General features: G+C 55.6%; 18 protein-coding genes and 1 tRNA gene. 8 read left to right on the forward strand and 11 right to left on the reverse strand.

Annotated elements, in window-relative coordinates; translation table 11 throughout:
- Window positions 1-73 precede the first annotated feature (73 nt).
- The 3 genes from KW839_RS09715 to KW839_RS27615 all read left to right on the forward strand — a co-directional run bounded on the left by KW839_RS09715 (window position 74) and on the right by KW839_RS27615 (window position 1,767).
- A complete protein-coding gene (locus KW839_RS09715) occupies window positions 74-691 on the forward strand; it encodes a recombinase family protein (RefSeq protein ID WP_218424194.1) in 618 nt (205 codons plus the stop codon).
- A 244-nt stretch (window positions 692-935) separates the two neighbouring features.
- Window positions 936-1,358 (forward strand): VOC family protein, encoded by a 423-nt coding sequence (locus KW839_RS09720; protein ID WP_218424195.1) that lies wholly within the window; start codon window positions 936-938, stop codon window positions 1,356-1,358.
- A 190-nt stretch (window positions 1,359-1,548) separates the two neighbouring features.
- A complete protein-coding gene (locus KW839_RS27615) occupies window positions 1,549-1,767 on the forward strand; it encodes a hypothetical protein (RefSeq protein ID WP_256352596.1) in 219 nt (72 codons plus the stop codon).
- A gap of 118 nt (window positions 1,768-1,885) precedes the next feature.
- Here KW839_RS27615 and KW839_RS09725 read toward each other — a convergent pair whose 3' ends face one another.
- Window positions 1,886-2,506, reverse strand: a complete 621-nt coding sequence (locus KW839_RS09725) for a tyrosine-type recombinase/integrase (protein WP_218424196.1) — start codon at window positions 2,504-2,506, stop codon at window positions 1,886-1,888.
- A 522-nt stretch (window positions 2,507-3,028) separates the two neighbouring features.
- Between KW839_RS09725 and KW839_RS09730 the strand changes: the two genes are divergently transcribed.
- The 3 genes from KW839_RS09730 to KW839_RS09740 all read left to right on the forward strand — a co-directional run bounded on the left by KW839_RS09730 (window position 3,029) and on the right by KW839_RS09740 (window position 6,108).
- On the forward strand, window positions 3,029-4,417 hold the full coding sequence (locus KW839_RS09730; RefSeq protein ID WP_218424197.1) for a hypothetical protein: 1,389 nt from the start codon (window positions 3,029-3,031) through the stop codon (window positions 4,415-4,417).
- 7 nt (window positions 4,418-4,424) lie between these two features.
- Complete coding sequence (locus KW839_RS09735) at window positions 4,425-4,793, forward strand: hypothetical protein (RefSeq protein ID WP_218424198.1); 369 nt, start codon at window positions 4,425-4,427, stop codon at window positions 4,791-4,793.
- 424 nt (window positions 4,794-5,217) lie between these two features.
- Window positions 5,218-6,108: an ImmA/IrrE family metallo-endopeptidase gene (locus KW839_RS09740; RefSeq protein ID WP_218424199.1), complete on the forward strand. Its 891-nt coding sequence runs from the start codon at window positions 5,218-5,220 to the stop codon at window positions 6,106-6,108.
- 290 nt (window positions 6,109-6,398) lie between these two features.
- Here KW839_RS09740 and KW839_RS09745 read toward each other — a convergent pair.
- From KW839_RS09745 to KW839_RS09775, 7 genes are all read right to left on the reverse strand, one after another.
- Window positions 6,399-6,474, reverse strand: a tRNA-Thr gene (locus tag KW839_RS09745).
- Between the two features lie 78 nt (window positions 6,475-6,552).
- Complete coding sequence (locus KW839_RS09750; protein WP_218424200.1) at window positions 6,553-7,377, reverse strand: FkbM family methyltransferase; 825 nt, start codon at window positions 7,375-7,377, stop codon at window positions 6,553-6,555.
- A 345-nt stretch (window positions 7,378-7,722) separates the two neighbouring features.
- On the reverse strand, window positions 7,723-8,952 hold the full coding sequence (locus tag KW839_RS09755; RefSeq protein ID WP_218424201.1) for a methyltransferase: 1,230 nt from the start codon (window positions 8,950-8,952) through the stop codon (window positions 7,723-7,725).
- Entirely contained in the window at window positions 8,933-9,622 is a 690-nt protein-coding gene (locus KW839_RS09760; RefSeq protein WP_218424202.1) for an ABC transporter permease, read from the reverse strand. The genes KW839_RS09755 and KW839_RS09760 overlap by 20 nt, the downstream gene beginning before the upstream one ends.
- A complete protein-coding gene (locus KW839_RS09765) occupies window positions 9,619-10,314 on the reverse strand; it encodes an ABC transporter permease (RefSeq protein ID WP_060544038.1) in 696 nt (231 codons plus the stop codon). The genes KW839_RS09760 and KW839_RS09765 overlap by 4 nt, the downstream gene beginning before the upstream one ends.
- Before the next feature lie 78 nt (window positions 10,315-10,392).
- On the reverse strand, window positions 10,393-11,142 hold the full coding sequence (locus KW839_RS09770; protein WP_060544039.1) for an ABC transporter substrate-binding protein: 750 nt from the start codon (window positions 11,140-11,142) through the stop codon (window positions 10,393-10,395).
- Between the two features lie 13 nt (window positions 11,143-11,155).
- Window positions 11,156-11,929, reverse strand: a complete 774-nt coding sequence (locus KW839_RS09775) for an ABC transporter ATP-binding protein (protein ID WP_218424203.1) — start codon at window positions 11,927-11,929, stop codon at window positions 11,156-11,158.
- A 562-nt stretch (window positions 11,930-12,491) separates the two neighbouring features.
- Here KW839_RS09775 and gabP point away from each other — a divergent pair.
- Window positions 12,492-13,883 carry a GABA permease gene (gene gabP / locus KW839_RS09780; protein WP_060544041.1) on the forward strand — a complete coding sequence of 464 codons (1,392 nt, stop codon included), beginning with the start codon at window positions 12,492-12,494 and terminating at the stop codon, window positions 13,881-13,883.
- Window positions 13,884-13,951: 68 nt separating this feature from the next.
- Here gabP and KW839_RS09785 read toward each other — a convergent pair whose 3' ends face one another.
- Genes KW839_RS09785 through KW839_RS09795 form a run of 3 tightly spaced genes read right to left on the reverse strand, consistent with a single transcriptional unit; the run spans window position 13,952 to window position 15,834 of the window.
- Window positions 13,952-14,404, reverse strand: coding sequence for a hypothetical protein (locus KW839_RS09785; RefSeq protein ID WP_060544042.1), 453 nt, complete (start codon window positions 14,402-14,404; stop codon window positions 13,952-13,954).
- 6 nt (window positions 14,405-14,410) lie between these two features.
- Entirely contained in the window at window positions 14,411-14,827 is a 417-nt protein-coding gene (locus KW839_RS09790) for a hypothetical protein (RefSeq protein ID WP_060544043.1), read from the reverse strand.
- Between the two features lie 32 nt (window positions 14,828-14,859).
- The gene (locus KW839_RS09795) at window positions 14,860-15,834 is read right to left on the reverse strand and encodes an alpha/beta fold hydrolase (RefSeq protein ID WP_218424204.1); all 975 of its coding nucleotides are present in this window, start codon (window positions 15,832-15,834) and stop codon (window positions 14,860-14,862) included.
- Between the two features lie 221 nt (window positions 15,835-16,055).
- On the opposite strand from KW839_RS09795, the gene KW839_RS09800 reads away from it, so the two are divergent.
- Complete coding sequence (locus tag KW839_RS09800; protein ID WP_060544045.1) at window positions 16,056-16,505, forward strand: hypothetical protein; 450 nt, start codon at window positions 16,056-16,058, stop codon at window positions 16,503-16,505.
- Window positions 16,506-16,644: the final 139 nt, after the last annotated feature.

The raw sequence follows: 16,644 nt of genomic DNA on the forward strand, positions 1-16,644 counted from the left end.
TTTCCGCTTGATAAGTGACACTCATAGTGCAACAGTATTAGTAGAACACCCTAACTGATACGGAAGGCACATCATGTTCATCCGCGCATATCTCCGAGCATCCACTGAAGAACAAGACGCCAGCCGCGCCCAAGCCTCGCTTGACCAGTTCGCCAGCGAACATAACAAGGTCATCGCGAGCGTGTATTTGGAGAATGCTAGCGGCGCCTCCGCAGACCGGCCCGAGTTGCTGCGTCTGCTCAAAGATGCGCGCAAGGGTGACGTGCTGCTGGTGGAGTCGATAGACCGCCTTTCCCGCTTGCCGGTGGAGGACTGGCAGAAGCTCAAGGCCACGATTGATTCCAAGGGCCTGCGCATCGTCGCGCTCGATCTGCCGACCAGTCACCAGGGAATGCAGGACACGAAGGGCGACGAGTTCACCGGGCGGATGCTGGGCGCTATCAACTCGATGCTAGTGGAAATGATGGCCGCCATTGCGCGCAAGGATTACGAGCAACGCCGCGAGCGTCAGGCCCAGGGTATCGAAAAGGCGAAAGCTGCCGGTAAGTATCAGGGCCGGCCGATTGATGAAGATCTGCACAAGCGCGTTACGGAACTGCTCGGTGCAGGCCTTGGCATCCGCGCAACAGCCAGGCACGCCAACTGCTCAACCACCACAGTCCTCAGGATCAGGGACTTGGCCAGCGCCTGAAAGCGAATCCACAGTCGATTTCTGCCTGTTGCCACTGTCAGCTTCTCGCCCCTCGTAACAGGCAGAAATCGGCCAGGAGCCGCCATTCAACGCGACTCGATAATACTCACCCGACCGTGCATCATGATGCTCGCCAACATCTCCTGTGGCACCAGCGCCAGAAGAGCAGAACACTGTTATCGCGAATCAGGTATTTACACTGCCCGCCCCTGGCGAATGAGCCTATAGAAATGGAAGTCATCTCATGTTTGAACGTAACAAAATGGTTCCAGAGTTAATGGTCACTGACCTGAATAGCAGTCTGGCTTTTTGGGTGTCTTGCCTAGGGTTCGAAGTAGCTTATCAACGCCCAGAGGATGGATTCGCTTACCTCGACTTGAACGGTGCTCAAGTAATGCTTGAGCAGGTTGATCCGGACGCAGGCCAATGGCTGACTGCGCCCCTTACCAAGCCGTTTGGAAGAGGAATAAACCTGCAGATTGACGTTATGGCCGTAGTACCAATCATCCAAAAACTTGGCCAGGCTGGATTTCAACTCTATCGAGAATGCAAAGACACCTGGTATCGGGCTAGCAATGTAGAAGTAGGCCAGCGCGAATTCATCGTCCAGGATCCCGATGGTTATCTTGTGAGGTTGGTAGAGCGGTTGGGTGAGCGGCCGGTTTGATGAATCTGAACACAGACCAGGGCGACCGTCCGTTTAGGGTCGACCTCTGCCGGTCATACTAGGGACGTACAGGTCAAATTCGGTCCAAAGGATCGTCAGATCGAGTCCAAATAGCTGGGTAGATCTGGGAAAGGCAACGGCGAGATGAGATGAGCTAGGCTTCCGGCATCATTACTCAAGGACGACCGTCATGCCCGATAACTCAAATTGCAAAATCGCCACAGCGGACGCTCTGACATTGCTCCTCCACAACCAGCACGCCCTAAGTGCAGCGATAGAAGAAATAACCAAGTGGCTGTCAGGAAATGGGGTCGGCAGTGTCGCCGCTAATGCGATATCGGCAATGGAAACGCTGGACACAAATGCTCAAGCCATCACAGATTCCATTATGAGGATACGTCAGTCTTAGATCACTCAGTGAGGTCCAGGACTGCCCTCTGATTTGAATGGCTCCCCGACTTTTTAGACACAATTGACTGGTAAAGGGACGGATAGCGACGGTCTGGCACGACCGTCGCAGTGAATGGTCACACCTCCGTCTGCTCCGCTATTTCCAAGGCATCATCGACTTCGATTCCCAAGTACCTGACAGTGCTTTCAAGCTTCGTATGACCAAGCAGGAGTTGGACCGCTCTAAGGTTCTTCGTCCTGCGATAAATCAACGAAGCCTTGGTTCTCCGTAGCGTGTGAGTACCATACATGGTTGGGTCAAGGCCAATGGTTGTCACCCACGCTTTGACTATTCGAGCGTATTGCCTGGTGGATAAATGCTCTGAAGCGTGCAACCGGCTCGGGAACAAGAAATCCTCACTGCGAAGACGCGCCTGGCGCATCCACGCTTCCAGAACCGTTCGGGTCTGTTCAGTGATTTCAAATTGCACTGGGTGTTGAGTTTTCTGCTGCATCACGATGGCCCGTGACGACACATGCTCCCCATGGGCAATGTCTCGGACCCGCAATTTGGTTAAGTCACAGGCACGCAGCTTGCTATCGATGGCCAAGTTGAAGAGCGCCAAATCACGCGTCTTCTCAGCAAGCTGAAGTCTTACTCGGATAGCCCAGATATCTCTGACTCGGAGCGGGGCTTTCTGACCGACAAGCTTTCCCTTGTTCCAAGGCTGATGGCGGTATCTAGCAACAGTGTTCATGGCTTGTCCTCCACGTTGAGGGAAGACAAGGGTGGATCAGTCACAACGGCTGGTGGTGGCTATCAGACCCACAACTGCCTGTCAGCAAAGGCATAAATCGACCCATTGCAGTCGTTCAGCGTGCCAAGAACGCAGCCCGCAAGTAATTATGTTTCCGAGTGCGAAATGGCGAGCAGCGTTCGCCACCAAAGAACGTAGAAGCGACGGTCAACGTTCTGGGAAAAACCCGATCAAAGGTTATGGGTTGTCATGAAGTGATAAAGCGCTGTCGCTAAATGAAAGGTCGGCAGCCTCCCTACCTATAAACTCCTCCTCAAAATTTGCACGGCAAGCTACGCTAAACACGAGGTCTGTGGGGAATGATACTGGTCCAACACGAACCATTAGGTATGACCGGTCGTATCTCGCTCCCTTTCTTCATTCGATGGAAAGTGGCCATGCGGGTGGGGCTCCGCCGAAACTTGATTGAAGTGTACGCGGCACATTAACTTACAGTGGGGTAGGGTTAGTCCTTCAAGAAGAATGAATAATAGCCAACGTGAAAACCAATGGAAGCAATGGATAGAAGACAACAAACACTTGATGAAGCACGTTGCAAACTTTGAGGTGCGATTTGTTCAGGATATACTGACAGGAATCCCTGAGATAGATCCCAGCTATGTAACGGCTCAGTTCCCATTTAAAGACCAAAAAAATGGCAATAGACGCATTGACTTCATGATACTTAATGAGCAGAAAGGAATTCGATTAGCTATTGAAATTGACGGGTTGTGGAAAATGCAACAAGATCAAGTTGATAACCATATTGCCTGGAATGACCTTCTTTCTCGACAGAATGCATTATTGCGCGCTCTAGGGTGCATGCTGCTACGCTATTCAAATCAAACCTGGCTGAATAAACCAAAATTTGTAATTCAAGAAATTCGCAGCGAATTACTTAAGCAAGAATATGACCACTCTAGCGCTGTGGAAGCTAAGCTGCGCATAGCGAATGATAAAAATTGTCTTGAAGCTGAGATCGCACTGAAGAACCTGAAGATTGCCGAGTTGCAAAAAGATCAGCAAAAAATGGCGCAACTCCAAACGGAATACAAAAGATTATTAGCCAGCAGCGCACAGATACAAAAAAATCTAAGCAGTCAAGAGCAAGAAACTGGTCACTATAAATCTTTTCGCGATGATTCTATCCAGGATTACGAGGAGGCTAAAAGAGAGATTGGTAGCCTTGCAGAAAAAAATCCCAACATGGAAATCAATCAACCTGAGCAACTTCAGAAAGCGGATTCACAGGCTGCGCAAGCTGCAAAAGACCAAATTTCCAGCGTTGCTGCTGGGGCAAGCTTGGGTATGTCATCTGCAGAAGCAGAGCGAACCTTTAGTCAAAAAGAACTAACTCAGATCACCAAGCAGTTGCTAGCTATATTGGATGATAGCAATAAGTCTAAACTCTCTGAATCTAGAAAAACACCGCTGATTATTTTTGTATCCGTGCTGATTACAAGTGTCACGATTGGCTTTTTCATGCATTCGAATAGCCAACCTGAGCTTGCAATTTCGACCCGCTATCTCACTCCGCCAGCATCAAGTATCAATACGTCTTTAGGTGAATCTAACGTTTCGGTCAACGATTATTTAAGCACAACAGAAGCGAATAGGCATGTCGGTGAGAAAACAACGCTCTGCGGAAGAGTTGTACAGATTCGAGAAACCGATAAAGTCACTTATTTGAATTTCGATAAAGCTTATCCGAATAGTACAGTTACCGCTGTAATTTGGAATGAGAACGCAAAAAATTTCTCTGGTGTTAATCAGAAAGTAAATAGAACAGTCTGTATTGAAGGAGAAATCAGCAACTACAAGGGCAAGCCCCAAATCACCCTACGCGACAGTGCGCAGTTAATAACCAAGTAGGTAAATAATGTATAAGTCATGGTTGTTCGCCCTGCTCATCAGTTTATTGTTCACTAAATTTGCTATGGCTGCCAATACGATAGAGGCCAGTAAGGCACCTTTTCATGTTGGCGAAACACTTTTAGTCTGCGGGCAAGCAACCGAGGTCAAAAAACTAAATAATCGCACAGTTATTAACTTTGACAAGCCCTATCCAAACCAGCCGCTGGCCGTGATTATTTGGAATTCCGATACAGCAGGTTTTGAAAAAAAGTTTGGCAGCCTCGCGGGACTTGAAGGCGCGAAAGTTTGTGCCTATGGTGAAATTGTAGATTACAAGGGAAGTCTGGAAGTTATTGTGAAAAAAGACAGCTACTTAAGATTGATGAAGAATTAAAATATATTGATTTATACTTTTTTCGTGATCGCGTCTCACTTTGGGTAAGCTTCTCGGGCCGCTGTATTGCTCCAGAGGGACTGCCTAGGATCAGGCGCATTTTTGCGCTCCGCATGGCTAAGCGTTCTCTCTGATCATTGGCCTTCTTGTTTTTCAGCCGCATGGCTATGGTGAGGCGCTCTGGTTTTTCATACGCCGCGACAGTCCACTTTTGGCCGTTCTCTGCCGGTCATCACAACAGCTGGTCAAGTCGAGTGCAAACGGTAGGTCGAAACGAATGCAATTGACTGGTCAGTGGCAAACTCTCGATGCCATCGCCGCCCATGGCGCCGTCGTCGAGGCAATGATAAACAAGCTTCGGGCGCTGGCTTCCTTGAGCGAAGCCCCAACCTAGTAGCTAGGCTTCACAAGAACTCACTCAAAGATGCAGTGGCAAACCATGATGTTCCAACAAGACCTCTTCGAGCCCGAGGCTGCCCGTTCACTGCTGGATCAGCTGCTAGTGGACTCGCGTCTCTATCACGGTAGCTCCGACTACAAGAAGCTCCTGGACTTCATCGTGAAGCTCAGGAACTTCGCGCCATTCAACGCAATGCTGCTGCAGATCCAGAAGCCGGGACTGAGCTACGCCGCATCGGCATACGACTGGCGAGAACGCTTCAATCGTCGTCCGAGACGGGATGCCCGTCCCTTGCTCATACTGTGGCCTTTCGGGCCTGTGGCTCTGGTTTATGACGTACTGGACACCGAAGGTGACCCACTTCCTGCAGACGTCAACTTCTTCCAGGCGAGCGGTGATATCACCGAGGAACGCATGATGCGTTTCCTTACCCTGATGGAGCGCAAGGGCATCAAGCACCATTACTTCGATGCTGGTGACTGCAGTGCCGGGTCCATCGAGCAGATACGAAAGCCGCCTGCCCCAACGGACAAGAACGACAAAACAACTAAGGTGCCCAGCGAGTACCTGATGCGGATTAACCGCAACCACACCCCCAATGTGCAGTTCAGCACCTTGGCGCATGAACTCGGTCATCTTTTCCTTGGGCATCTAGGTGCTGACCAGCGGCTCAATATTCCCCAGCGTCCGCGGCTGACCCACGCTCAAGCGGAACTGGAAGCCGAGTCATTTGCCTATCTGGCATGCAGCCGCAATGGAATTACATGCAGATCGCAAAGCTACCTGGCCGACTATGTTGACAAACACACGTGCGTCGATGATGTGGACATCTACCAGATCGTCAGGGCAGTCGGTCAGATGGAAACCCTTCTGGGCTTAACCGCCCATACGCGCTACGAGATGCCCAAGGCTTAGGCGCGAATCTACTGGCCCTCATCCATCAAATTCCTCCGGGCCCTGACCTGCTCAAGCAGCTCATGGGCCGAAGTGCCGCGAACGCCAGGCATGTGTGCTTGCCGCCCCGTGGCCGATCGCTGCCCGTCGCGTAGGGCAGTACTCGACAGTGCAGCGAGGTGCCGGTCAAAAAGAGAGCCACCAGCTCCAACCAACTGAGAAGCTTTGACCAAAGCTGTGACCAAATCGGGTATGAAAACACAGAAACAAAAAAGGCCCACCTTTCGGTGAGCCTAAGTTGTTGATCTATATGGTGCCGGCACCAGGAATCGAACCCGGGACCTACTGATTACAAGTCAGTTGCTCTACCATCTGAGCTATACCGGCGTGTCAGGGCGACGATTATAGCGATTGCATAGCTTCTGTAAACCCCTGAATTCTGACTATTTTTGTCCGGGCTTCAGGTCAGGCGCGCAGCAGGGTTTTCTTGAGTTTCTGAATGGCTTGCCAGGTTCGACTTTTTTGCATCGCGCGCAGCTGTGCTTCGGCCTGTTCGGCGCGTTGCAGGGCGGTGGCGAGTTGGTGTTCGGCGTCGCCGACGGGGTGGCTGAACTTGTGGCCTTGGCAGAACTGGAATTCGTCCAGGTTGCACGGCGGGATGTCGAAGGCAGGCTTGAGGTTCAAGTGTTCTTCGGCGAGGTAGTAGGTATTGATGCCGTCGAACAGGATGGAGTGATAGCCGGCGTCGGTGACGAGGTTTTCCCAAGTTTGATTGCGTTCCCACGGGGTCTCGATGAGGATGACCCATGGTCGCCATTGGCTGAAGTCCATGCCACGCAGGACGGTTTCCTCATGGCCTTCGACATCGATTTTCAGGAAGTGGATGGCGCGGCCCCGGGCGTGTTCTTCGCAAATGGAGGTCAGGGTGCGGGAGGTGACCGTTTGGCTGCGCACGTCCATGCCGGCGTCTTTGTGCAATTTGGCCATGGCCGGCTCGAGGGTCGACAGGCCGGTTCCGGCAATGGTGTAGAAGGTCAGGTTGTCGGCGCTTTCCCCGGCCACGCATTGCAGGTTGGTGTCTTTGGGGCGTTGCAGGCACAGGGCGTCGTAGTAGTTGGGCATCGGTTCGACGTTGATGCCTGTCCAGCTATTGTCGTAGAAGGCCCTGGTGACTGAGTCATGGCTGGGGTCGTTTGCCCCGACATCGATATAGAAGCCGTTTTCGACGTTTTTGAGGGCGCGCCACAGGCGTATGTCTTCGAAATTCTGTGCGTAAGAAATGAACGTCACTGTCGCGTCCTGTCGAATTGGTTTTCTTGTTCGTGGCCGCACTGTCGGCGTCCTTGGGTGTGTGTATAACAAGAGTCGCGAAGTGGCGCAATTTCCCCCTCTTGGGGTCCGGGATTAGGCGCTTATGTCCTTTGCATAGAATGCTTATGCACATCCGGCCTGACGCCGCTCCCGTTCATTTCCGATTTTTGTGAATCCGTTCTCGTTTGTTCGCAAATACCTGTTTTTTGGGTTTTTTTGGTGCGTGAACAAAAAATGAACAGTAACGATTCCGCCAACAAACAGCCGAATTTATTGGATCCGCGATTATTTAATCAACAGAGTTATCCACAGGCTGAGCGCGTTTTAAGGGCGTTCAGCCAGGAGCAGGAAGTTGCGCGGTGTAAGCGGGGTTTCGCAGAAGGTGCCCAGACGAACGGCAAAGCCCTGCTCGCTAAGGAACAATGCCCGATCGAGCACCAGCCAAAGCTCCAACGGGCGTCGGAAAAGCCCGCGCAGCAGTTCCAGATTGCGCACTTCGGCCAGCCGCCGCCAACCGGCGGCCTCGAGTTCAGGCCAGTTCTGCGGACCTGTTGTGGATAATTCTTTGAGTGCGGCCAAATGATGGCAGTAATCGGCGAAGGACCTGTCCAGCCAGGCGCTGGGCAGGGAGGGGGTTTGCAGGTACTCATCCACGCCGCGCAGTTGGCGTTGCAGCAAATCGAAACCCAGGCGCCGGGCCATGGAGGTATCGCGTTGGCGTCGGACCCGAGCGCCGGCGGTGACCGTTTCGCTCATGGGTAGCGCCAGGTCATCGAGCGACAATTGCAGGTCGGAATCCTTGGCGGCGTAAGAGATCGCTGAATATTTGGGCTGGCTGATACGGTTATAGCAGCAAGGCGCAATGGCCAGTTGTTTGCAGCCTGCCGCGCTGGCCAGCTGGATCAGCCGCACATGCAGGTCGCCGCAGGCGTGCAGGGCGACGGGAGTGTAGGCCGCGCTTAATAATGCCGTTGTATCTGCTGCGAGCACATCCTGTTCGATATGCAGCGCCCTAAGCTGATGTCGTTGGCTGAGCGCCTGGCCGCTGGTCACCAGGGCGGGGTCGTATTCCAGGCAGGTCAGTTGTTGCCCTGGTTGCAGCAGGCGTCGACCCAGGTGACCCTTGCCGGAGCACCAGTCCAGCCAATGCGCGGGTGGAGTATCGAATGCCAGCCGACTGGCGAAGGCTTCGATCTGTTGCCACTTGCGCCCGGGTACATCGACATTCAGCCGATGGCCCGCTGCTGGAAGCTCATGTGGCGGTAATTGATCTACTGCACTCAGCGTCCGCGACATCGTCGCCAGGGTCGCAAAGGGCTCCGGCGCGTCGAGCATACAAGGTTGGTTATGACTGGCCTCTGCGTCTTCCAGCGTCCGCTTGCGAAGCCAAACGGATAGCTCGGGGTAGGAGGTTTCCCAGGGAAGCTGCAGGTGGGTGAACGGTCGCGGCTTCCACAGCGCCTGATGCTCTGTGAGAAAAGCATCCAGCGCGGTGAAGCGGGCGAGCAAGTCCTCGCCCGTCAACACCCGGCAATCAACGTCCTTGGCAGGCATCGACGCGCAACCAGCGCTCCAGCAGCTTGAAGCCGCGCACCAGCACGTAAGCCATCACCAGGTAGAACATGCCCGAGGCGAAGAAGATCTCCACCGGCAGGTAGGTCCGGGCAATGATGGTGCGGGCCATGCCAGTCAATTCCAGCAGGGTCACGGTGCTGGCCAGGGCACTGGCCTTGAGCATCAGGATCACTTCGTTGCTGTACGCGGGCAAGCCGATCCGCGCAGCGCGGGGCAGGATGATGTAGATCAACGCCTTGGTTCTGGACATGCCCAGTGCCCGTGCTGCTTCGATCTCGCCCGGTGGAATCGCCTGAATGGCGCCACGCAGGATTTCGGCGATGTAGGCGGCGGTGTGCAGAGTCATGGTCGCCGTGGCACACCAGAACGGATCGCGCAGGTACGGCCACATTGAACTGTTACGGACCGCGTCGAACTGCGCCAGGCCGTAGTAGACCAGGAACAGTTGAACCAGCAACGGCGTGCCACGGAAAAAGAAGATATAGCCGTAGGGGAATGCCCGCACCCACCACAGGCGCGACGAGCGGGCGATGCCCAGCGGTATCGCCAGCAGCAAACCGGCGATCACGGCGATGGCGACCAGTTCCAGGGTCAGGGTCGCGCCCTGGGCCAGTTTCGGCAGCCACTTGATGATGACTTCCCAGTTCATTGGGTGCTCCTCGCGAAGCCGCGAGCGGCGCGTTTTTCCAGGAAGTGCATGCCGGTCATGGCCAGGATCGTCAGACCCAGGTACATGAAGGCGGCCACCATGTAGAAGGTGAACGGCTGCTTGGACACGGTCACGCCGATTTGTGCGTGACGCATGATTTCTTCCAGGCCGATCACCGACACCAGTGCGGTGTCTTTCATCAGGATCATGAACAGGTTGCCCAGGCCCGGCAGGGCGATGCGCCACATTTGCGGCATGATCAGCTTGGTGAAGATCCGCCATTTCGACAGGCCCAAGGCCACGCCGGCCTCACGATGGCCCTTGGGAATGGCGAGGATAGCGCCGCGGAACACTTCCGTGGCGTAGGCGCCGAAGCACAGGCCCAGCGCAATCACGCCGGCGGCGAAGGCGTTGAGTTCCAGGTCGGGGTTGCCGAAGAACTCACCCAGGGCCCGCATCAGGTTGACCGTACCGAAGTAGATCAACAGCACCCAGAGCAATTCCGGGATACCGCGAACCAGGGTCGAATAAGTACCGCCAAGCCATTGCAGCGGCTTGTACGGTGAAGTCTTGGCCAAGGCGCCGAGCAGACCGAGCACCAGCCCCAGGCACAGGGCCGAGAGTGCCAGTTTCACAGTCATCAGCGCGCCAGCGGCGAGCGCCGGGCCGAATCCGTAGAGGTCGATAATCATGGATTTCTTTTCAAATCGCGGCAGGCAATGCCGAGAACCGGCGACGCATTGGAGCGGCGCCGGTCAGGCAGGTCAGAATCAATAGATGCTGAACGGGAAGTACTTGTCGTTGATCTTCTTGTAGGTGCCGTCAGCGACGATTTCTTTCAGCGCATCGTTGAGCTTGTTGCGGATCGGGTCGCCTTTACGCACAGCGATACCGATCTTGTCGCTCTCTTCCACCGGGTCGCCCTTGAACTCGTAGGAACGGCCGGCTTCGCTTTTCAGCCACTCGTAGTTGACGTACTTGTCGGCAAGGATGCCGTCCAGACGACCGGAAGTCAGGTCGAGGTAGGCGTTTTCCTGGGTGTCGTACAGCTTGATGGTGATGTCATCACCATAGGTGTCTTCCAGGAAGGTGCCGGCCAGCGTCGCGCGCTGGGCGCCGATCACTTTGCCTTTGAGCGCAGCCTTGTCGGTTTTGAAGTCGACGTTTTTCGGTGCGATGAACTGCAGCTTGTTGGAGTAGTACGGTTCGGTGAAGTCCACCGCTTGCTTACGCTCGTCGGTGATCGACATCGAAGAGATCAGGAAGTCGAACTTCTTGGCGTTCAGGGCCGGGATGATGCCGTCCCAGTCGGAGGTCACCACGGTGCACTCGACTTTCATCTTGGCGCACAGGGCGTCGCCGATTTCCTTGTCGAAACCGACAACGTTGCCGCTGGCATCTTTGTTGTTGAACGGCGGGTAAGCCGCTTCGATACCCATCTTCAGGGTTTCAGCCATGGCGCCGGCACTGAAAGCCAGGGTGACGGCGGCTGCCAGGAAGACCTTTTTGTAGTTCTGCATGCGGGTAGCTCCGTTAGCGGTTGCTGGACATGAATTGTTTGCAGCGCGCCGAAAGCGGGTTTTCAAACACCTGCTGTGGCGATCCTTGCTCTTCTACCAGGCCTTGGTGGAGGAACACCACTTCGCTGGAGACCTGACGGGCGAAGCCCATTTCATGGGTGACCAGCAGCATGGTGCGACCTTCTTCGGCCAGGGCGCGGATGACATTAAGTACTTCCTGGACCATTTCCGGGTCAAGCGCGGAAGTCGGCTCATCGAACAGGATGACTTTCGGCTGCATGGCCAGGGTGCGGGCGATGGCCGCGCGTTGTTGCTGGCCGCCGGATAATTGCGCGGGATAGGCATGGCGCTTGTCGGCAATGCCGACCTTGGCCAGCAGGGCTTCGGCGACTTCGATGGCTTCGGCCTTGCTCTGGCCGAGCACGCGGCGCGGGGCCTCAATGATGTTGTCGAGCACGCTCATGTGCGGCCACAGATTAAAGTTTTGAAACACAAAACCGATTTCGCTGCGCATGCGGTTGATCTGCTTGCCGTCGGCGGCGACCAGCTCGCCGTTTTTTGCGGCCTTGAGCTTGAGCTCTTCGCCGGCCACCAGGATCTGGCCCTGATGAGGGTTTTCCAGCAGGTTGATGCAGCGCAGGAGCGTGGACTTGCCGGAGCCGGAGGAACCCAGGATCGAGATCACATCGCCGTCGCGAGCGGTCAGCGAGATGCCCTTGAGCACCTCCAGCGAACCGTAGCGTTTGTGCAAGTTGCGGATTTCAAGCGCGGGCGTGGCCTCAGCCATGTGCGTTCCTCATATATGTTGCGCTCCTGCTGTTGGCGGCCTTCCTGGCGAGGCGGCCAACCTAGCATAGCGTTTCAATGGCAGCCAACAGCGCTAAGTGCGGTAAGCGGGTGGCATGTGGCAGGTTGTCGCATCGGCACAGCAGACTGTCGCCCCATCAACAACCGAACAGCCGTTTGAACCTTGCCTCTTGATAAAAAGCGCGGCGGCTGTCGCAAAAAAAGGCGCGATGTTGCCAGCTTTGACGGGGTGTTGGAAGCGCTATCCGGCCAAACGTTGCAGATCTGCACTTTTATTGTGCTCAGACCCATTTCCGGATGTGTTTCCGGTGCGTTTTTTTGTCACCAGAAGTGAGTCGCAGGGTAACGCTTTGGCAAAGTGCCATTATTTTCAATGACTTGCGACGACTGTCCGGTCAGGTCGAGATCGCCGGATTAGAGGGAGTTGAAACATTTTGGCGCATTTATTGCGTGCAGAATCCAGAACGCCCCGTTGGCTTCTTTTTACGAGAAGGACGCAAATGGGTTGCAAGCATTCGCTTTTCCTTACAAAGGTAGTTTCAATGAGCAGTACCCAAAGCTCTAACGGCCTCGAACAGGGGCTCAAACCGCGTCATGTGACGATGCTGTCGATTGCCGGGGTTATCGGTGCCGGCCTGTTCGTCGGCTCGGGTCACGCCATCGCAGCCGCAGGCCCGGCGGTGCTGTTGGCTTACGCTGCGGCCGGCATGCTGGTGGTGTTGGTAATGCGCATGCTCGGTGAAATGGCTGTTGCATCGCCAGACACTGGCTCCTTCTCGACCTACGCCGACCGTGCGATCGGTCACTGGGCCGGTTTCACCATCGGCTGGTTGTACTGGTGGTTCTGGGTGCTGGTTATTCCGCTGGAGGCCAACGCCGCCGCCACCATCCTGCATGCCTGGTTCCCTGGCGTGGATATCTGGGCGTTCGCCCTGGTCATCACAATGCTGCTGACCGTCACCAACCTGTTCAGCGTGAAGAACTACGGCGAGTTCGAGTTCTGGTTCGCTCTGCTCAAGGTTGTAGCGATCATTGGCTTCATTGCTCTGGGTGTCATGGCGATCTTCGGCTTCATGCCGACCAGTCAGGTCAGCGGCGTGTCGCACCTGTTCGATACCCAAGGCTTCCTGCCAAACGGCATGGGCGCAGTGTTGGGTGCGATCCTGACCACGATGTTTTCGTTCATGGGTACCGAGATCGTGACCATCGCGGCCGCGGAATCGAAGGATCCGGGCAAGCAAATCTCCAAGGCCACCAATTCGGTGATCTGGCGGATCGGCTTGTTCTACCTCGTATCGATCTTCATCGTCGTGGCCCTGGTGCCATGGAACGACCCGGTACTGGCCAGCGTCGGTTCCTACCAGACTGTGCTTGAACGCATGGGCATTCCGAATGCCAAGATGATTGTCGACATCGTGGTACTGGTCGCTGTGACCAGTTGCCTGAACTCGGCGCTCTACACGTCTTCGCGCATGATGTTCTCCCTGGGCAAACGCGGTGATGCGCCGTCCATGTCCACGCGCACCAACAAGAGCGGTACGCCTTACTGGGCGGTGATGCTGTCCACTGGTGCTGCGTTCCTGGCCACATTCGCCAACTACGTGGCCCCGGCCGCAGTGTTCGAGTTCCTGCTGGCCAGCTCCGGCGCCATTGCCCTGCTGGTGTATCTGGTGATTGCGATCTCGCAACTGCGCATGCGCAAACAGCGTATGGCTCGCGGTGAGAAAATCGTCTTCAGCATGTGGCTGTTCCCGACCCTGACCTACGCGGTGATCGTGTTCATCGTCGCGGCCCTGACCATCATGCTGTTCCAGGACGCCCACCGCGTGGAAATCCTCGCGACCGGCCTGCTGAGTATTCTGGTGGTTGCCGCCGGTCTGCTGATATCGCGTCGTCGCAAGCTGCAAAAGCGTGGCGCGGTGGTGCTGAGCTGATTCGTATCGCGTAACGCAAAACGGCCGCTGTCAGTGATGACAAGCGGCCGTTTTTTTAGCAGTAACCCTTACTCGGCTTTTTCGTCCGGCGCATCCAGCGAATCGCGGTACACGTCCAGTGCATCACCGAAGTCCTTGATGAACTGCGGCTCGCTCAGCCAGGCCTGGGCGGCCTCGCGGTCCATGCCGTCGGCCCACATGCGGTAGTCGATCAGCATGTCTGCGGCCAAGTGGGTAGCAGCCATGCCTTCGTCGTCGGCGTTTTCCATGTCCAGCAATTCTGGATGGTCGACGATGATAAAGGCGAGGTTCGTCAGCAGCACCGAGAGCATTTCGCTACGGCTGACGGCTTCCGCGTCGCGCATTTTGCTGAACATTGCCAGGGTGTATTCCGGGATCGGCTCGTCGAGGTGGCCAAGGTCATCATCCAGCACGGCGGGTTTTCTGCCGTGGATGTTGATTTGCCTGGCTTTGGCTTTTGCGCGCTTGGCGCGTTTCTGTTGCTTGTTCAGGGAGGCCATGGGAACTCAGTTCGGTTTCTGTTGGGTTTGCGCAGCGATGGCATCGGAGGCCGCCACGTAGTCAGCCTGGAAGGCTGGTGATTCAATCCACGCCAAGGCGCCCGCCTCGTCGGTTTCGGTCGACCATTGGCGATATTCGATCAAGGCGGCCAGGATGAAGTCCATCGCGCCTTCTTCGCCTTCCTGCTCGTACACCAGCTCCAGCAGTGGGTCTTCGAGGAAGACAGTGCACATGGCCTGCTGGCTGATCTTTTCGGCGTCGATCATCTTTTTGAACAATTCGGTCAAGTCCACCGATTCGAAGTCGATGCGATCGTCGTTCGGGTCCAGCTCGACCGGCGCGGCAGCCCGTTGGGTGCGGTTCTGCTTGGCCTTGGCTTTGGCGCGGGTGGCGCGTTTTTGCTGCTTGTTGGCGGAGGCCATGGGCGTTGTTCCGTAATTCATTGAAAGGGTTGTCAGCTGCGCGGCACTGTCCGCCCGGGTGTATCGGGGGACAGTTCGCCGTTTTGCAGCCAGGACAATGCAATGGGCCATAGTGTGGCTTGGTATGCGCTGCGAAAAAAGGCGAAATGCCCAACTTCTTGTTCGCCGATGTCTGGCGGTTCGATTCGAAGATGGGTTGTGCTCGCATTGCTGAAGTAGCCGAGCAGGCGTTCGATGGCCGCAATGGTACCGTAGGGATCGTCGCTGAGGCTGATTGCCAGGGTCCTCGCGGTGACTGCGGCGAAGGGCAGGCGACCACTGCTTGCGTGGATGATACGGCCGCTGGGGCGTTTTTCGTACTTCGCAGTCGGCGTGCTCCAGTCTCGGACCACGCCAGCAGGTGTGTCTTCCAGCCAGCCCAGTCGTTTGCCGGGGAAATAACCGTAGATCAACGTCAGCAGTGGCATCAGCACGTGCCATTTGCCGAACATCCGCCAGCGATGGGCCGGGGCGTAGTCGCGCCAGTAAGCGAATTGTGCACCGACGGTCAACAAACGCCGGATCAAATGCCCGGACGCACCCAACCCTGCTGCGCAGCCGCCAAAACTGTGGCCAACGACATCGACTGGCTGACCCGCAAACTCGCGCTGTGCGCGTTGCAGCATTGCCTCGAAATCCAGTGCTCCCCAATCACTCCATGATGCTTGGAGCCCTTTGAGCGATGCCGGGCGCGACTCGCCGATACCACGGTAGTCATAGGTGATGACATCGAAGCCGTTGGCGAACAGGTAATCGGCGAAGCGCGAGTAGTGGCGGCAGCGGACCGAGGTGGCGGCGTTGATGATGACAACCGCGCGAGCGGTGTCCTGGCTAGCGTGCCGCCAGGAAAAACCGCCGAGCATGAAGCCGTCTGGGGCGCGCTCAGTGAAGGCTTCGCCGCAGGTGCCAGTCGTCAGCGGCAGCTCTATTTGAGTAGGAGCCAGTGGTGGTGTTTCCTGCAAACTCATCGGTGCCTGTCCTTTGCGGATAGGTGACAACGATAGTCTTCGCGGTGCAGATGAACAATCCATTGGGGCTATCACGAGCCGATGGCAGGGGAGATCCGCGGGTGGCTCGCGTAGTACGTTCCGTAATCGGCCCAAGACTGAATCAATCTAAAACTCGTACCTTCGCGAGGAAATCAAAGCAGGGTAACGAGTGGGTTCCCCAGAGCCCGGGAGTCGCCATCATGAAGATTATCCATTCACTTCTATTGCCGATCGCCACGGTTGGCCTGTTCATGTTTCCAGCCATGTCGCCTGCCGCCACCCCCGCGGCAATCGACAGTTCGGGCGTACAGGTTCAGCGGCAGGAGCAAAACGGGATCGCTTATCTGTCCGGTGGTGTTGGAGAGGACGAATCAAAGGCCATCCAGCAGGCCACTGGCTATAACCTGCACATGACGTTCGCAGTCGGGGCAGATAACAAGTACATACCCGATGTGGACATCGTTATCCAGAAAGCCCAGGGACAAACCGTGCTGACGCTGAGTGACGCAGGTCCGCTGGTCTATGTTCAATTACCTGCCGGCAAGTACTCCGTTGTCGCGACGCGCAATGGTGAAGAGCGGCGTGAAACGGTGGATGTAGGCAGTGGTGCAGCGAGTAACCTGGTGTTCCACTGGAATAGTGATAGCTAGCGAGAAAGGCAAGGTGTAGAAGGGGCAGGCCCAATCAGCACTCAAGTCCACAAGCAACCATTTCTCAATGGCTGCTTGCGGATTGCAATGCGCTAGGTTTTTCGGTTTGCCAAAGCGCAATTGAGTTTTTGCTGAACAA

The organism is Pseudomonas sp. PDM31, from assembly GCF_019218965.1.
Classification (GTDB): Bacteria; Pseudomonadota; Gammaproteobacteria; order Pseudomonadales; family Pseudomonadaceae; genus Aquipseudomonas.

Excerpts from the sequence above, each read along its gene's own strand:
- KW839_RS09715 (WP_218424194.1), top strand. The coding sequence starts at position 74 with ATGTTCATCCGCGCATATCTCCGAGCATCCACTGAAGAACAAGACGCC.
- KW839_RS09720 (WP_218424195.1), top strand. The coding sequence starts at position 936 with ATGTTTGAACGTAACAAAATGGTTCCAGAGTTAATGGTCACTGACCTG.
- KW839_RS27615 (WP_256352596.1), top strand. The coding sequence starts at position 1,549 with ATGCCCGATAACTCAAATTGCAAAATCGCCACAGCGGACGCTCTGACA.
- KW839_RS09725 (WP_218424196.1), bottom strand. The coding sequence starts at position 2,506 with ATGAACACTGTTGCTAGATACCGCCATCAGCCTTGGAACAAGGGAAAG.
- KW839_RS09730 (WP_218424197.1), top strand. The coding sequence starts at position 3,029 with ATGAATAATAGCCAACGTGAAAACCAATGGAAGCAATGGATAGAAGAC.
- KW839_RS09735 (WP_218424198.1), top strand. The coding sequence starts at position 4,425 with ATGTATAAGTCATGGTTGTTCGCCCTGCTCATCAGTTTATTGTTCACT.
- KW839_RS09740 (WP_218424199.1), top strand. The coding sequence starts at position 5,218 with ATGCAGTGGCAAACCATGATGTTCCAACAAGACCTCTTCGAGCCCGAG.
- KW839_RS09755 (WP_218424201.1), bottom strand. The coding sequence starts at position 8,952 with ATGCCTGCCAAGGACGTTGATTGCCGGGTGTTGACGGGCGAGGACTTG.
- KW839_RS09760 (WP_218424202.1), bottom strand. The coding sequence starts at position 9,622 with ATGAACTGGGAAGTCATCATCAAGTGGCTGCCGAAACTGGCCCAGGGC.
- KW839_RS09765 (WP_060544038.1), bottom strand. The coding sequence starts at position 10,314 with ATGATTATCGACCTCTACGGATTCGGCCCGGCGCTCGCCGCTGGCGCG.
- KW839_RS09770 (WP_060544039.1), bottom strand. The coding sequence starts at position 11,142 with ATGCAGAACTACAAAAAGGTCTTCCTGGCAGCCGCCGTCACCCTGGCT.
- KW839_RS09775 (WP_218424203.1), bottom strand. The coding sequence starts at position 11,929 with ATGGCTGAGGCCACGCCCGCGCTTGAAATCCGCAACTTGCACAAACGC.
- gabP (WP_060544041.1), top strand. The coding sequence starts at position 12,492 with ATGAGCAGTACCCAAAGCTCTAACGGCCTCGAACAGGGGCTCAAACCG.
- KW839_RS09785 (WP_060544042.1), bottom strand. The coding sequence starts at position 14,404 with ATGGCCTCCCTGAACAAGCAACAGAAACGCGCCAAGCGCGCAAAAGCC.
- KW839_RS09790 (WP_060544043.1), bottom strand. The coding sequence starts at position 14,827 with ATGGCCTCCGCCAACAAGCAGCAAAAACGCGCCACCCGCGCCAAAGCC.
- KW839_RS09795 (WP_218424204.1), bottom strand. The coding sequence starts at position 15,834 with ATGAGTTTGCAGGAAACACCACCACTGGCTCCTACTCAAATAGAGCTG.
- KW839_RS09800 (WP_060544045.1), top strand. The coding sequence starts at position 16,056 with ATGAAGATTATCCATTCACTTCTATTGCCGATCGCCACGGTTGGCCTG.